Below are 15,541 nucleotides of genomic sequence, written 5' to 3'. Positions count from 1 at the left end.
CCACAGAGAGGAAAGCGAAGTGCCTCTCGCTCGCGGCACCCGCCTAGCCCGGCTGCCTAGCTCAGCCATCCAACGGCTGCATCGTGGACATCGCTAAAGGGGACCACATCTCCCCATTGCGTGTGCAGCGGAGATGTGCCTCCATACACAACTGCACGCGCTTTTGGCGAGAGGTCCAAGTCGTCTTGGCTGACTTTGTTGAGAATATCGAAGTACCGAGTATTGTACGTGGCGGACGACTTTATCTCTATGGCCTGGACCGGCTTTAGACCACGTCGAACTATGAGGTCGACTTCGTTCTTGTGCGTATCACGCCAGTACGACAGCTGTGGTCTCTGGCCTTGCTCGTAACCTGCCTTAAGCACCTCGGAGATGACATAAGTCTCAAATAGCGGGCCTCGAAACTCTCCCAGAGAAAGCTCGCTTGCGTCCCTGATGCCCATTAGACTTGCGGCAAGACCAGTGTCAACAAAGTAGAGCTTTGGCGACTTTACTAGGCTTTTCCCGCGATTGCTAAAGTAGGGCTCCAAAAGATAGATGATTCCGCTTGCCTCAAGAATCGACAGCCACTCCTTTGCGGTATTGAATGCTATCCCCGCTGAGGAAGCGAGATTCGAAATGTTGAGTTGCTGAGAGGTGCGTAGGGCGCAAAGCTGAAGAAATAGCTGGAAGTCGTGAAGTCTCCTTACCCCCAGTTCGTTGCGTACATCTCTTTCCAAATACGTTTGAATGTAGTTTGGGAAGTATCGGTTGGGCAGGATGGACGCATCATACATGCGCGGATATCCGCCCTGGAATAACCATTCTTCCAAACTACTCGGCTCTCGATGAGACCGGGATAGTTCGTTATACGAGAGCGGCAGAAGGGTGAGCAGTTCTACACGGCCTGCGAGTGACTGGCCTATGGCATCCATGAGTAGAAAGTTTTGCGATCCGGTAATTACGAAACGACCCGTTTCCCGACTGCTGTCCACAACTTGTTGGAGATATGAGAAAAGTTGCGGCGCTCGTTGAGCTTCATCGAAAATAACGTGAGAGCCGTGGACGTGCAAGAAAGTGTTGGGGTCATCCCGAAACGTTTGGAGCACGTCGGGATTTTCCAGACTTACATACTCATAGTCCGGGAATGTCTCGCGTGTCAGCGTCGTTTTTCCGCTTTGTCTGGGACCAGTTATAGATACGACGGGGTAGTCTTTGGCTGCTGCCAAAAGAGCGTCTCGGACGTTTCTGTGGATAAGCATCGACGCGTTTCCTTCCCATCGGGCTGCATGTACGTTATCGCTAACCGTGGCGAGCTCGAAGAATTGCGGCGAGACTGATAAGGCGAGAATTGCAGACCATTGGCACTAAAATTTAGTCTACTGATGAATTTTATCAGATTCTACTGATGAAATTTTGCAGCTTGTACTGATGAATCTTTTCAACTGCTACTGACGAATTCTCTCATACAGCCAATTTTCCCATATGCGGTTTAGCCCTCATCAAGCCATATAACAGCAGGTAAGAGCCCTACACCACCTGGAACACAAAGAAGTCCAGGTAGTGGGTCTCGGGGACGCCCCAAAGGATGGGGTGGTCCGGCGCCTGCTGGCGCTCCTCGATCTGGCGCAGCTGAACGTTTGCGTTGTGCGCAGCCTCGGCAATGGCGCGGGCGAGAAGGTCGCGCGTCATGAAATGGCTGCAGCTGCACGTTGCAAGGTAGCCGCCGCGCGGCAGAATCCGCATGGCCCACTCGTTGATCTCGCGATAGCCGCGGGCGGCGTGGTCGACGGTCCCGCGGCTCTTGGTGAATGCCGGCGGGTCCAGGACGATAAGGTCGAAGGGGCCGCCCTCCTCGCGCAGGCGCTTCTTGTCCGAGACAAGCTCCGGCAGATACTCCAGCACGTTTGCGCAGGTGAAATCCATCGTCGCCTCAAGGTTGTTGAGGCGCGCGTTCTCGCGCGCAAGGTCGATGGCCGTCTGGCTCACGTCGACCTCGCGCACAAACGCGGCGCCACCCGCCGCGGCGTTAAGGCCAAACGGACCCACGTGGCAGAAGCAGTCGAGCACGCGACGTCCGCGGGCCAGTTCGCGCACGGCACGACGGTTGTACTTCTGATCCAGGAAGAATCCGGTCTTCTGGCTGTTCTCAAGGTCAAGGTCGTAGGCAATGCCGTTCTCGTGCGCAATTACGCGCGCGCTATCCGGCGCGGGCCGGCCGTTCTCGGCCCACCAGCCCTTCTCCTGCGCAAGGCCCTCCTTGAGGCGAGAAGGCGCGTCGTTTCTCTCGTAGATGCCACGGATGTCCTGGCCGTCGGTGCGCAGAACATCAAGAAGCAGCGGGTAGAGCGTGGGGCGCAGCCGCTGCATGCCCACAGTGCCCACCTGCGAGACCAGCACATCCTCGTAGCGGTCGACCACAAGGCCCGGGAACCCGTCTGCCTCCGAGAAGAGCACGCGGCAGCAGTTGGTGTCCGGCTCGCAGCCGGGTAGCGCGCGCGAGCCCATGGCGGCCTTGCGATACCCCCACGCCCACTGAAGCTTGCGTGCCCAAAACGCCTCGTTGATGCGGTCGTTTGCGTTGCGACTCACCACACGCACACGAATCTTGCTCTGCTCGGAGAGAAGCCCCACGCCCTGCCAGGTGCCGTTCTCCTCAACCACATCCACCACGTCGCCGTTCTGAGCCATGCGCCCGTCCGCTGGTGCGGGCTCCATGCGACGGACCTCGCCCTCGAAGACCCAGGGATGCCCGCTGGCAAGCGCCCGGGCAGCCTTTCTCGTGACGATGACCTGCGGATATGGACGCTGTTGCTTCATTGCGATCCTTCTTGTGGGTGAGTCGTGGATTACTCGTTGGCGTGGCGGGACCGGACGGCGTCTCTCCGCGGCCCTAGAAGTGACGGCCGTACCGCCCGCCGCCAAAGCCGCGCCCACGGGCCTTGGAGCCCGAGAACATCGTGCGCGTTGGCTTGGTGGTCGAGCGTCCGGACTGCGGGATGATGCGCCCCTCATCGTAGGCAAAGCCAGGCAGGTCCCACACCGGCACGAGCTTCTTGGTGAAGTACTCGATCTCGCGAAGTGGGCTCACCTCGTCGGGTGCCATGAACGTGTAGGCGTGGCCCGTAGCGCCGGCGCGACCGGTGCGTCCAATGCGGTGCACGTAGTCCTCGGGGTCCATGGGTACGTCGAAGTTGACCACCGCGTCGATGCCCTCGACGTCGATGCCGCGGCTCATCACGTCCGTGGCGACAAGCACCTGGACCTTGCCCTCGCGGAACCGCTCGAGGGCCTTCTCGCGCGCCTTCTGCGGGCGGTCCGCATGCATCACGTCCACCTTGAGGCCTGCGCTCTTAAGGATCTTCGAGACATCATCCACGCGGTGCTTGGTGCGGCAGAAGACCAGCACGCGCTCCGGCTGCACGCCGGTGCCGCCGCCGGTCCTGATGAGCGCCTCAAGAAGCTGCGTCTTCTGGCCCTGCGTAACGGGGCAGAGATGCTCCTCTACGGTGTCGGCGGTCTGACCCACGCGCGCGATCTCCACGTAGGCGGGGTCCCTCAGCAGCGCGTCGATGGTGCTCTTGATGCTGGGTGGAATGGTTGCCGAGAAGAGCAGCGTCTGGTGCTTCTCGGGCAGGGCGTGCATGATGCGCCGGACGCTGGGCCAGAAGCCCATGTCGAGCATGCGGTCCGCCTCGTCAAGCACGAGCACCTGCACCTTTGAGAGGCTCACGTGGTTGTGCTCCATGAGGTCGAGCAGGCGCCCCGGCGTGGCAACCAGGAGGTCGCAGCCCTTCTCGAGCTGCGCGATTTGCTTGTCGAACTTGGCGCCGCCCATCACGATGACCGCGTGCTGCCCCGTCTTTTTGCACACCACGCTCACCACGTTGTCGATCTGTGCGGCAAGCTCGCGCGTAGGTGTTACCACCAGGGCGAGCGGTTCCTTGCTAGCGGTCTTCTGGCCCTGGATGAGCTGCAGCGCCGGCAGGGCGAAGGCAGCGGTCTTGCCGGTGCCCGTCTGCGCGGAGGCAACCACGTCGCGCCCCTCAAGGACAACGGGAATCGCCTGTGCCTGAACGGGAGTTGGTGTGTCAAAGCCAAGGGCATCCACCCCGGCAAGAATCTGCTCGTTTAGCCCGAGCTCGGCAAATGATGTATTCATGCTGCACAGTATGGGGCATGTACGTGCGCTTTTCCACCATCACGACAATATCGCCGCATGAAAACGGGGACAGCCCGCGCGCTCTCCTCTATACTGTGATGGCGTGCGTGCCAGTTGGGGTGCGCGTGGCGAGAAGGACCTTGTATGAGCTGGAACAGGGCAAACATGGCTCCACTCACGGCGCGAATGCGTCGAATGCGCTAGCTGCGTCGCGACTGTCGTCGTCGGCGCACGTCCGTCTTGCCCGTTTGCACCAGCCAAGGAGTCACGCATGCCCATCAACATCCCAGACGGCCTGCCCGCCAAGAAGATTCTGCACGAGGAGCGCATCTTCGCTCTCGAAGAAGAAGTCGCAGAGCGCCAGGAGATCCGCCCGCTGAGGGTGGCCATTCTCAACCTCATGCCCACCAAGATTGAGACCGAGACCCAGATTCTGCGCCTCATCTCAAAGTCGCCGCTGCAGGTGAGCTGCGACTTCATGCGCGTATCCACGCATGAGGCCACGCATGTCTCGCAGGATCACCTCGTGAAGTTCTACGACACGTTTGACTCGTTTGCCGACAAGAACTACGACGGCCTTATCATCACCGGCGCACCGGTGGAGCAGATGGACTTCGAGGACGTTGACTACTGGGACGAGCTCTGCGGGATCATCGACTGGTCGCAGGAGCACGTGCTCTCCACCATGTACCTGTGCTGGGGCGCCATGGCCGGCCTCTGGCACCTGTACCGCATCCCCAAGAAGCAGCTTGGATCCAAGCTCTTTGGCGTCTTCCCGCAGCGCCTGTGCGACGAGTACAACTTCCTCACCAACGGCTTCGACGAGGTGCACTACATGCCGCACTCGCGCCACGCCGCCATCGACACCAACGAGCTCGCCCGTCACCCCGAGCTGCACGTGCTCTCGGAGGGCTTCACCAGCGGTCCGGCCATCATTGCCACCGCAGATTTCCACGAGGTCTACGTGACGGGCCACTTCGAGTACGGCCGAGACACGCTCTCTGACGAGTTCTGGCGCGACTTCCACAAGGGGCTGCCCATCCGCCTGCCCGAGAACTACTTCCCGGACGACAACCCCGAGAGCCAGCCCATCTTCACGTGGCGTGCCCACGCGAACCTGCTCTACCGCAACTGGCTCAACTGGGTCTACCAGATGACCCCCTACGACCTGGACCTCATTCCCCAGACCATCCGTCAGCTCCATGCGGACGCTGATGGCATGGTCGACAAGTTCTGATGTCTGGGGAGGCCACGGGCGAGCAGGGCGCAGCCGCAGGCGGTTCCGTGCGGCTTACCGCGGAGCTTCTGGAGCAGCTGCTGGCATCGGCGACGCCCGAGCAGTACCTTGCGCGTGCAAGCTTGGAGGAGCGCTCGCTCGCGGAGTACGCGGAGTCCGTGCGAGAGGAGCATGGGCTCAAGAAGTCGCAGGTCATCCGTGCGTCTGGGCTCAATCCCACGTTCTGCTACCAGATCTTCGAGGGCACGCGACGCCCCGGCCGCGACAGCGCGATCATGCTGGCCTTTGGGCTTGGCTGCTCGCTCGTTGAGGCGCAGCGCCTGCTGCGGCTTGCCGGCGCCTCCGAGCTGTGGTCGCGCAACCGCCGCGACGCCATCATCATCTTCTGCCTCGAGCACGGCATGAACCGTGCGCAGACGGATGACGAGCTATGGGGCCTGGGCGAGAAGACCCTGCTCGACGGGGAGGCGTAGTGGACACGCCCGCAGACGTGCAGCTCATGGCTGCGCTCGAGAAGGACGAGGCCTATCGCGTGGTGCGCGTGCTTGCCTGCGGGGAGGCCGGCTCGACCGAGGTTGTGAGCAGGCCGGGCGCGGCGCACCTCGGCGAGGGGCCGCTGGTGCGCAAGCGCGTAAAGCGTGACGTTGCAAACGTCGAGGTCTTCTCGCGTCTCTCGTCTGTTGGAGGCGAGCACCTGCCGCGCGTGGTTGAGACCTATGACCTGCCGGACCAGGTGGTTATTGTCCGCGAGTACGTCTATGGGACGCCGCTTGCCTCGTGCGTGGCAGAGGCTGGCCGCATGGGCGAGATTGCGGCAGCGCATGTGGTCGCCGACGTGTGCGATGCGGTTGCCACCCTCCACGAGCAGGGCATTGTTCATCGTGACGTGTCGCCCAGGAACGTGATTCTCTCTCCGCGCGGCGCCGTCCTTATCGACCTTGGTATTGCGCGTGCATACGTCGAGGGCGCGCAACGCGACACCACCCGGCTTGGTACCTGGGGCTTCGCGTCTCCCGAGCAGTACGGCTTTGCCCAGACGGACGTTCGCTCTGACGTCTACTCCGTGGGCTGCCTTCTGGGCTACATGCTCACGGGCGTCACGCCAGATGCCGAGGGGTATGCGGAAATGCTTGCAGATTCGGCGGCCGTGCGCCCTGAACTGCGGCGCATTGTCGAGAAGGCCTGCAGTTTCGAGCCGAGCGAACGCTACCAGAGCGCGGGTGCGCTGCGCGATGCCGTGCTGCAGGCGGTGCCGGACGCGGCTGCTGCAAACGTCGACAAGGCTGCGGACGCAAAGACCGGCAAGCGCGAGAAGATTCCCCGTACGCTGGCAAGGCCCGGTCAACTGGTGGCGGCGTTTCCCGAGGCCAAGCCGTGGATACAGGTGCTTACCGTTGCCCTGGTGGTTCTCGGCGTTTTCGTAGGCATTCTCTTTGGCTCGGCTGCGGTCTATACCACCAACGCGATGGTTGGCGACCATCCGGTGGAATCGCTTCTGGTGGTTCTAGGCGCTAGCGTCTACCTTGTCCTTCTTCTGGTCGAGGAGATTCCGGCGGCAATGCTAGGAGCGGGTCCGTATGCCGCGATGAAGTACAGACAACGTTCTGCCCGGATGATTCTCCTGGCAAAGCGACTGCTCATGGCGCTGGGCGTGCTCTTTGTGTTTGTTGCTGCTCTCGCCACTTGCGTGGCGCTGACCCCCGGAGGCTAGGCGGGGTTTCTTGCCCGCGGTCGTCTCGTCTTTTAGCGGCAAGCTAATGAAAGCGACGCAGCGTTTTGCCACCATCCATTGCGGATGGAGGCGGACGTGGAAGATTCCTTGCATGAGCTAATGCGCGGTGCAGACCTTGATAAGGTGCTGTCACGTGCGCCCCTTGACGAGCGGGGCCTTGCCCCTTGGGCGTCGGAGCGTATGGCGGCGGAGGACATGCCGAGAAACGAAGCCATCCATCGCAGCCGACTCAACCAGACCTTTGCATATCAGATTCTTGCGGGAACCAGGCACGCCTCGCGCGACAAACTAATTCAGCTTGCGTTTGGGATGCGGCTGGATATCCCCGATACCTCTGAGCTGCTTGAACGCGGAGGCGTGTGCCGCTTGCGGCCGGATTGCCGCCGAGACCTCATTGTTGCGTATGCGCTTCATCACGGCATGGGCGTCGAGCAGTGTGACGACCTCCTCTGGGAGCACGGCGAGCGGACCATCATGCCCGGGAAGCCCCGTGGCGACCGCCATTCGCAAGACCGTCCGCAGTGATTTAGCTGGGAGCTAATGAAGGCTTTGCCAGTCAGCCATAGCATCGGTTCAGCGTTATTGAAGGTTGTCACTCGTGGGCAGGAGTAGCCATGGCAGAGGGAAAGAAGAAGGGCAAGGTCAAGGTCGTTCTGATGGTTGCGGTTGCGCTGGTAGCTTTTTCTACCGCTGGCTGCGGGGGCTCAAAGGGGTCTTCGACCAGTAGCTCGTCTGTATCTACCTCGCAGACGACGCAGGAGGAGACAGCGAATGCGGAGTCACAGACGTCTAGTACGGATGACTCGTCGACTACTGAGTCTCAGGCGACTACTTCCGAAGCGGCTCCAAAGGATGATGTGCCAGCGGAGTATGCGTCCGCTCTTGCGCAGGCAAACTCCTATGCCAACACCATGCACATGTCCAAGCAGGGGGTCTACGACCAGCTGACCTCCGAATACGGTGGCCAGTTCTCCGCTGAGGCTGCTCAGTACGCAATCGATAACGTGCAGACGGATTGGAACGCCAACGCGCTTGCCAAGGCGGAGAGCTATTCCGACAGCATGCACATGTCTAAGCAGGGAATTTTTGACCAGCTTANGATAACGTGCAGACGGATTGGAACGCCAACGCGCTTGCCAAGGCGGAGAGCTATTCCGACAGCATGCACATGTCTAAGCAGGGAATTTTTGACCAGCTTACCTCTGAGTATGGTGAGCAGTTCACTGCCGATGAGGCTCAGTACGCCGTCGACAACGTGCAGGCAGATTGGAATGCGAACGCCCTGGCAAAGGCAAAGTCCTACCAGGATGATATGCACATGTCACCAAGTGCGATCTACGACCAGCTGACCTCTGAGTATGGTGAGCAGTTCACTGCCGATGAGGCTCAGTACGCCGTCGACAATCTGTAACAAGCTACGATTGGAGTTCACATGAAGAAGATCAACAAGCCTCTGCTTATCGCCCTGATTATTGGAGCAGCGTATCTGGTGTATAGCCTGGTTTACTGGTCAGGGGCAAATGCTGGGTCGGGAACCTCGTCTGAACAGCTTGGAGCCGCAGTTGCAACAGCTATGGTCATGCCGCACCTGGTATTGGTTGCTCTTGCTGTGGTGTTCAATGCTCTCGCGACGTTTTTGAAGAAGTCGGCCTTTGCGCTTACGGCTGGCATTCTATATGCAGTGGCCATGGTGCTCTTCATCCCGTACTTCTTCTTCGTTATTGCCGAAATGATTCTGTGCTTTGTTGGCTACTCTCAGCTCAAGAAAGCGCAAGCATAGAGGAAGAGGACTATAGAAGCTCGATCGAAAACGGCGCCCAGAGCGAATCCGCTCTGGGCGCCGTTGCGTTTGCGGGTATGCGTCCGTACTACTCGTCCCACACGCGGAACTCAAAGTGGCCGTCCTCGTAGATACCATAGCTGTGAGTCCCGTCCTTGGGAATGCCAACCGAACCCGGGTTGAACACGGTAATCCCGGGGTGCGAGTCGCTCATCTGGTTAACCTTCTTATGCGTGTGCCCGTATACCAGCGCCGAGCCCTGTGGCAGCTCGGGCCACACGTCAACCGAGTTGTGAATCCCCGGTCCCCACACGTGGCCGTGCGTGAGGAAGATGGTCATTCCTGCTCCGCTGTTGGCCTCCGGATCAAGCAGGATGTTGTACTCCGCCATGCAGGGGAAGTCGAGCACCATCTGATCGACCTCGGCTTCGCAGTTGCCGCGCACGGCGATGACCTTCTCGGCAATGCCGTTGAGCATACCGATGACCTTCTTGGGCGCGTAGTCCTCGGGAAGGTCGTTTCTCGGTCCGTGGTAGAGCAAATCGCCGAGAAGAACCACGCGGTCGGGGTTCTCGGCGTCAATGGCGTCCATGAGTCGCGCGCACCAATCGGCTGCGCCGTGGATGTCGGATGCGATGAGGAGCTTCATGGGTACCTCCCGTGGTCGTGTCTCATCTCATTGTAGACGCGGCGCACAGGAGCGGCTGCCCCCTTGCCGCCGCCCCGTGAATTACGCACGGTCGCGATTAAGGTTTGTGTCGACCTGGGGTTTTGTCCGTCTCTGCCTCTGCCGTGCGTAGTTTCGTCTCGTGCTGGGCCGTTGGGGGGCCGCCGGCGGGCGCCCTCATCGTCACCGGGCGCTGCTGAGAAGGATTCCGACGTTTCGCGGTCTTCTCGGCCTGGTTTTTGTCCAATTCCTTCTCAACAGTACCGGCGCCAGTCCGGCGGATGGCGGCGTGGGCCAGCCGCTCCTTGGGAACCGGATCTACGGCACGGGAATCATTGCGTCAACGGTGAAAGTGCACTCACGTTGACCAAACGTAAGCGTTCCATCATGCCGCTCTACAATCTCGCGCATCGAGCGTGTCCCAAAGCCGTGGCGCTGAGTGTCCGCCTTGCTCGTCCGGGGCATTCCATCCGAGAGGCGTGCCTCTCCGGTGAAGTAGTTCTCTATGTGCACTACCGCCAGGCTGCCAACGCGCCTCACGGTTAGAGAGACGCTGCGCTGGCTGGGGTCGGGCAGCTCGCGTACGGCTTCGATGGCATTGTCCAGCGCGTTCCCAAAGAACGAATAGACCTCCGAAGGACTGAGCGCCACAAGCGCCCCTCCGTCAGCAATAACGCTGAGAGATATTCCCTCCCGCTCGCAGAGCAGGCTCTTCTCGGTGAGTATTGTATCCAGGGCCTCGTTGCCGGTCTTTGCCTGAGAGTCGTACACCGCAACCTCGCGCTCGACGCTTGCGAGGAACTCCGGATCGATGGTGCTCCCACCGCTGACAGCCTGGTGGATTTGGTGCCTTATGTCATGGCACTTCACGTTGATGGCGTCGATGTTTGCGCGAGATAGCTGGTACTGCCGCTCGCGCTCGGAGGCAATGCGCTGGCTCTGTGCCAGCTCAAGCTCAAGGCTGCGCCGGCTTAGGATCTCGAATTGAACGAACAGGACAAAGCAGCACACAACGCCATGCACGCCGCGTAGCGCGGCAAGCGCAAGAAACCCGGCGACGCCAACCAGGCTCTTGATAAGCACGTCAAACGAGATGACAACCAGAACCACCAGGATGAGAACGGCAAGCATCCCGTGATCCTCTACGTCACCTAGGCCTTCTCGTCGCGCAGGGCGAATAAACGCGAGGTAGGCAGCGGTATAGACAAGGGCCAGAGGAAAAAATGTCACGAAGACGGTAGCGGGTACGCTCTCCACATTCATGCCCGTCCTCATTGAGAAGCCCGCGCTGATGCCCATATAGTGCGAGAGGAGCAGCTTAAGAAACTCCCCTGTCCCGCTCGCAAGGTTTTGGATGGTGTAACCCGCTCCAGCGCAGAACAGCGCTTGCCACACGGAGGTCTCGTAGAGAGACATGGTAACGGGGACCAGGGCCACCAGAATGACCACAGAGCTCACGAGAGAATAGGCGCGGTTGTACCCATCGGGATCTGCCGAGTTCATGATGACAAAGTAAGCAAGAGGAGACACCACGAGCGTAACCGCGGCGACGATGCCAAAGACCACCGCTGCGCGAAGGGGGAACGGTTCCCTTCTCGGCCGTGCCGCAGCAAGCATGAGAACCGGCATAAGGGTCTCTGCAACCGGAACGAGTATGACACTCAGCGACGTTGCGATTGTTGCGAAATCCTGGGGAATCATGCGCTGCCTCCGCCTAGGTAGCGTGAGATTTCCTCCAGGCAGCGACGCTTATTGGCTCGGCTTATGTAGCACACGCTCCCGTCGGAGAGTGTGATGGCCGCATCCCTCACGCCGCGAACATGCGACATGTTGATGATGCAACCGGAGGAAATCCTGAGAAACGGGGTCCCTCCGAGCATCGCCTCGGTCTCTTTTAGGCTGCCCCTCGCCACGACTACGCTGCCATCCGAGAGCCCATAGTTGACATCGTGGCCATGCATCCAGACGCGTACCAGACTCGAGGCAGGAAAGATACGCAGCCCGTCTCGTGTCTGGATTGAGATCGAACGGCCCTCCTGCCTGCGCAGGACCTCCATCGCCCGGTCCATGCGCAAGGCGAAGCTCCCATACGTGAAGGGCTTCACGATAAAGTCCAGGGCATTTACCTCGTAGCCCTGCACGGCGTATTGTGCGAGGTTGGTGACAAAGATGATGGGCGTCGACCGGTCGAACTCCCGAATCTCGCGAGCGGCATCCATGCCATTCTCGATGCCCAGGTCAATGTCCATGAAGATGAGGTCGAAGGCGGGGCCATCGAGGTCGATAGTGTTTCTCATCCAGCCAACCTGGAACTGCTCCGAGTGCTCGGCGCCGTAGCGCGCGATGGCATCGCGTAACGCCATCGCGGCGCCCGGCTCGTCCTCGACGATGAGTATTCGATGCATGCGCCCCTCCCTATGGGCATATTACCGGTTGTCGCGCTGGCGCAATACCAAGCCCCCGCCACCGGTGCGGGTTCCCCGGTTTTGTCGTCTCGTGCACCAAACGTGACGCTTCTCGCGCGGTCGTGCAGATCGCAATACCCTGCGCTTGTCAGGTACCGCCCAAATGGGCGAGATGGGGAAGGGAAGGCACGATGCCACGTGCGAGAAAGGCGCAGATGACGCCTGCGGACAAGGGGTCCGCAAAGCTCAAGATGTCCAACACCAAGTTCAGGGTCCTGCTCATCATTCCGATGGTGATTGTGGCGCTTGTTGCCATTCTCGCCACCGTGGCAGGAAACCTGCTGGGCTCCACGCTCGACACCTATCTAGGCAGGGGCGAGACATACGTGGAGACTCCAAGTGATAAGACGTCCTGGGACTCCAGCTACTACGACGTGCAGGTCACGCAGGGGGAGGAGTAGCCATGCGAGAGACAACTATGACCAGGCGCCAGCTCTTTGGCACGGCTGGCTCTGTTGCCGCTGGGGCCGTGGCTGCAACTGCCCTGAGCGGCTGCTCCGGTACGGGAGTGGAAATGACGAGAACCACCCCGCAGATCCCCGACCCCGATCAGGCCAAGGAGGCTGCCTATAAGGTCGCGGCCCGGATCCAGGACGAGGGCACGGTGCTCCTCAAGAACTCCGGTGTGCTGCCGCTCGTCAAGGGTTCTGTGGTCATGCCGTTTGGCCGCGCATACCTCGACCCCATCTACGGGCAGCTCACCTCGGGCGGCTCGGCAAAGTGGTCGGTTGACCCGGTGACGCCCGAGCAGGGCCTTTCGGCCTTCTCGATCGACGGATCCGCCGTCGACGCCATGCGTACGGCAGGCGACCCCGAGGCTCTCGAGGAGGCGGAGGGCACCTCCGCCGCAGGCAAGGCCGGTTCCATGCTTGGCGGCGACTGCCGCATCTACGAGTACGACCCCTCCATCTACGACGGCATCGCCGAGAGCCCCGAGGCAACGGGCATCGTCTTTGTCACGCGCTCCGGACAGGAGGGGCAGGACCAGAAGATGGACGCCTACTCCGACGGCACGCCCCACTACCTTGCGCTCTCCAAGAGCGAGCGGGGTGCCATCACGGCGGCCAAGCGCATCTGCGGCGCAGTCGTGGTGGTGATCGTTGGCTCCGCCCCCATGGAGGTTGGCGACCTGACGTCCGGAAGCCTCGAGGTTGATGCAATAATCCACTACGGCCACCCCAGCGAGCGCGGCTTCTCGGAGCTCTCCGCGCTGCTCGACGGCGACGTCAACCCCAGCGGCCGCACCGTCGACACCTGGTCGCGCGACTTCACGGCGGACCCCTCCTACGTGAGCGTGGGGCTGCACACCTACGACAACCTCCCCATCACGTCCGGGAGTCTGACCGATGGCGGGGAATTTATGCGCACCTTCAACGAGTACCAGGAAGGCGTGTACATGGGGTACCGCTACTACGAGACGGCGGCGCTGGTCGACCCGTCCTTCTCGTACGACGACGCGGTGGTGTTCCCGTTTGGCTTTGGCCTCTCGTACACGAGCTTCACGCAGTCGCTCGACTCCGTCGTGGATGACGGGGTGGACGTGACTGCGCGTGTCACGGTGACGAACGCGGGCGACGTCAGCGGCAAGGACGTCGTCCAGCTCTACGCGGCCTCGCCCTACACCGAGATGGACCAGGCAGAGGGCATCGAGAAGCCCGCGTGCCAGCTGGTGGACTTCGCAAAGACCGATCTTCTCGCCCCCGGGCAGTCGCAGACCCTCGAGCTCTCCTTCGACCGCGAGGACATGGCCTCCTACTGCTACACGCGCGAGAACCCCAACGGGACCGTTGGCTGCTACGTGCTCGAGGCAGGGGACTACGAGGTGAGCCTCCGCGAGAACAGCCACGCGGTGATCGCCCGGGGGACCGTCACGCAGGACGAGACCCTCTGGTTTGACGGATCCGACGCCGAGCACACACGCCGCTCCGAGCGCGACGCGCAGTCCGCCCTGGACGACCAGGGCAACCCCGTGGAGGACGCCGGCCAGGCGTACGTCGCCGCGAGCAACCGCTTCCAGGCGAGCAGCGACTACATGCGCGCGCAGTCGCGCATCCTCTCGCGCGCTGACTGGGCGGGGACCAAGCCCGTCTACGAGGCCACCAAGTCAATCGACGACGAGTTCGCCGAGGGCCACGACCTCTTCGTGACGTTCGACCCCGCGACGGACGCACGCCTCGGCAACGTCGAGGGAAGCCTGGTCTACGCCGCGGACGAGCCCACGTCCGGCGCCAAGAACGGTCTCGTGGCCTCCGACCTGCGCGGCGCCGCGTACGACGATCCCAGGTGGGACGCGCTTCTCGACCAGATTGACTGGGTCGCAGACAAGTCTGGCATCGTGCGGAACTTCTCTGGTGACGCGTATGTGACCGCAGCCATCGACTCCATTGGTCTTCCGGCGACCATCGACATGGATGGCGCCAACGGCCTCAAGGTCCAGGGTTCCGACAACGGCTATGACATGACAAAGAGCTGCTCCTACGGGTACGAGCCCCTGGCTGCGGCTACGTGGAGCAAGGACCTTCTCTACCAGATGGGCGAGGCTATCGGCACCGAGGGTCTGGCGCACGGAATCTCGGGCTGGTACTCGCCTGGCCTCAACCTGCATCGCTCGTTCTTCTCTGGCCGCGTCTTTGAGTACTACTCGGAAGACCCCATGCTTACGGGCAAGCTGGCGGAGCGCGTGGTTTCCGGCGCGGGCGACCAGGGTATGTACTGCTACCTCAAGCACTTTGCGCTCAACGAGACCGACACTGGCCGCGCCCAGCTCATCTGCACGTGGGCTGACGAGCAGACCATGCGCGAACTGTACTTCAGGCCCTTCGAGATTGCGCTCAAGGAAGCCCGCAAGACCGTGCGCTACACGTCCGATGACTCCGGTGCCGTTGCCGAGAAGGTCATGCGTGCAGGGACGGCGGTCATGGCATCCCAGACCTGCGTTGGCACCATGATCGGCCACTGCAGCTACGCGCTGCTCCATGACATCCTGCGCGAGGAGTGGGGCTTTGAGGGCATGGTTATCTCGGACTACTGGGTCTGGAATGGCAACAACCATCGTGACCTGGCCATGCGCGCCGGCTGTGACACCTACCTGTGCATGAGCGTGCCCGCGATGTGGTCCATCTCGGATTACGACAGCCCCACCGCGCGTGCCTGCATGCGGAGGGCTATCCACAACCTGGCGTACACGGTGACGAACTCCTCCGCCATGCAGGGCATGGTGCCCGGTGCGGTGCAGAAGACGGCGGAGTCTCCGTGGTGGGGGATCATCCGCGGCGTAGATGTTGTTGCCGCGGCGCTGGTTGCCGGTGGCGTGGCGCTTATCGCGCGGCGCACCAAGGCCGAGCGCGAGCACCCCGAGCTCTACAGGCGCAGCAAGCGCAAGCAGGCAAAGCTCGACCGCAAACGTGCCGAGAAGGATGCGGGCGAGAAGGACTAGCTGCTCCTGCCGAAACAGATTTTTTCCTTGCGGCCGTGCGCCTTTGGGCGCGCGGCCGCTCTTCTCGCTGTGGTGCCGATGGC

The 15,541-nt window shown here is 61.4% G+C and carries 14 protein-coding genes and 1 pseudogene; 9 read left to right on the top strand and 6 right to left on the bottom strand.

What is annotated here, in order from left to right:
• Window positions 1–56: 56 nt before the first annotated feature.
• The 3 genes from NVS32_RS09865 to NVS32_RS09855 all read right to left on the bottom strand — a co-directional run bounded on the left by NVS32_RS09865 (window position 57) and on the right by NVS32_RS09855 (window position 4,141).
• Window positions 57–1,241: an ATP-binding protein gene (locus NVS32_RS09865; protein ID WP_258499659.1), complete on the bottom strand. Its 1,185-nt coding sequence runs from the start codon at window positions 1,239–1,241 to the stop codon at window positions 57–59.
• A gap of 268 nt (window positions 1,242–1,509) precedes the next feature.
• On the bottom strand, window positions 1,510–2,799 hold the full coding sequence (locus NVS32_RS09860) for a class I SAM-dependent rRNA methyltransferase (protein WP_258499658.1): 1,290 nt from the start codon (window positions 2,797–2,799) through the stop codon (window positions 1,510–1,512).
• Window positions 2,800–2,872: 73 nt separating this feature from the next.
• The gene (locus NVS32_RS09855; protein WP_258499657.1) at window positions 2,873–4,141 is read right to left on the bottom strand and encodes a DEAD/DEAH box helicase; all 1,269 of its coding nucleotides are present in this window, start codon (window positions 4,139–4,141) and stop codon (window positions 2,873–2,875) included.
• 271 nt (window positions 4,142–4,412) lie between these two features.
• Between NVS32_RS09855 and NVS32_RS09850 the strand changes: the two genes are divergently transcribed.
• The 7 genes and pseudogenes from NVS32_RS09850 to NVS32_RS09825 all read left to right on the top strand — a co-directional run bounded on the left by NVS32_RS09850 (window position 4,413) and on the right by NVS32_RS09825 (window position 8,890).
• Window positions 4,413–5,378 carry a homoserine O-succinyltransferase gene (locus tag NVS32_RS09850; protein WP_032110039.1) on the top strand — a complete coding sequence of 322 codons (966 nt, stop codon included), beginning with the start codon at window positions 4,413–4,415 and terminating at the stop codon, window positions 5,376–5,378.
• Complete coding sequence (locus NVS32_RS09845) at window positions 5,378–5,851, top strand: class I SAM-dependent methyltransferase (RefSeq protein WP_258499656.1); 474 nt, start codon at window positions 5,378–5,380, stop codon at window positions 5,849–5,851. Before NVS32_RS09850 ends, NVS32_RS09845 begins: the two co-directional genes overlap by 1 nt.
• Complete coding sequence (locus NVS32_RS09840; protein WP_258499655.1) at window positions 5,851–7,089, top strand: serine/threonine-protein kinase; 1,239 nt, start codon at window positions 5,851–5,853, stop codon at window positions 7,087–7,089. Before NVS32_RS09845 ends, NVS32_RS09840 begins: the two co-directional genes overlap by 1 nt.
• A 96-nt stretch (window positions 7,090–7,185) precedes the next feature.
• Window positions 7,186–7,635, top strand: coding sequence for a hypothetical protein (locus tag NVS32_RS09835; protein WP_258499654.1), 450 nt, complete (start codon window positions 7,186–7,188; stop codon window positions 7,633–7,635).
• Between the two features lie 89 nt (window positions 7,636–7,724).
• Window positions 7,725–8,198: pseudogene (locus tag NVS32_RS11085) on the top strand (Ltp family lipoprotein); the annotation flags it as partial.
• 17 nt (window positions 8,199–8,215) lie between these two features.
• The gene (locus NVS32_RS09830) at window positions 8,216–8,521 is read left to right on the top strand and encodes an Ltp family lipoprotein (protein ID WP_258499653.1); all 306 of its coding nucleotides are present in this window, start codon (window positions 8,216–8,218) and stop codon (window positions 8,519–8,521) included.
• A gap of 21 nt (window positions 8,522–8,542) precedes the next feature.
• Window positions 8,543–8,890: a hypothetical protein gene (locus NVS32_RS09825; protein ID WP_258499652.1), complete on the top strand. Its 348-nt coding sequence runs from the start codon at window positions 8,543–8,545 to the stop codon at window positions 8,888–8,890.
• Between the two features lie 88 nt (window positions 8,891–8,978).
• On the opposite strand, the gene yfcE is transcribed toward NVS32_RS09825, so the two are convergent.
• From yfcE to NVS32_RS09810, 3 genes are all read right to left on the bottom strand, one after another.
• A complete protein-coding gene (gene yfcE / locus NVS32_RS09820) occupies window positions 8,979–9,539 on the bottom strand; it encodes a phosphodiesterase (RefSeq protein WP_258499651.1) in 561 nt (186 codons plus the stop codon).
• 336 nt (window positions 9,540–9,875) lie between these two features.
• Window positions 9,876–11,258, bottom strand: coding sequence for an ATP-binding protein (locus tag NVS32_RS09815; RefSeq protein WP_258499650.1), 1,383 nt, complete (start codon window positions 11,256–11,258; stop codon window positions 9,876–9,878).
• Window positions 11,255–11,962, bottom strand: a complete 708-nt coding sequence (locus tag NVS32_RS09810; RefSeq protein ID WP_258499649.1) for a LytR/AlgR family response regulator transcription factor — start codon at window positions 11,960–11,962, stop codon at window positions 11,255–11,257. Before NVS32_RS09810 ends, NVS32_RS09815 begins: the two co-directional genes overlap by 4 nt.
• A gap of 191 nt (window positions 11,963–12,153) precedes the next feature.
• On the opposite strand from NVS32_RS09810, the gene NVS32_RS09805 reads away from it, so the two are divergent.
• Together NVS32_RS09805 and NVS32_RS09800 are read left to right on the top strand one after the other, a co-directional pair.
• Window positions 12,154–12,423 carry a hypothetical protein gene (locus NVS32_RS09805; protein WP_258499648.1) on the top strand — a complete coding sequence of 90 codons (270 nt, stop codon included), beginning with the start codon at window positions 12,154–12,156 and terminating at the stop codon, window positions 12,421–12,423.
• Window positions 12,424–12,425: 2 nt separating this feature from the next.
• On the top strand, window positions 12,426–15,458 hold the full coding sequence (locus NVS32_RS09800) for a glycoside hydrolase family 3 N-terminal domain-containing protein (protein ID WP_258499647.1): 3,033 nt from the start codon (window positions 12,426–12,428) through the stop codon (window positions 15,456–15,458).
• The last annotated feature ends 83 nt before the right edge of the window (window positions 15,459–15,541 follow it).

Source organism: Tractidigestivibacter montrealensis (assembly GCF_024741235.1).
GTDB lineage: Bacteria > Actinomycetota > Coriobacteriia > Coriobacteriales > Atopobiaceae > Tractidigestivibacter > Tractidigestivibacter montrealensis.
This window is presented reverse-complemented; position numbering and strand designations above follow the sequence as displayed.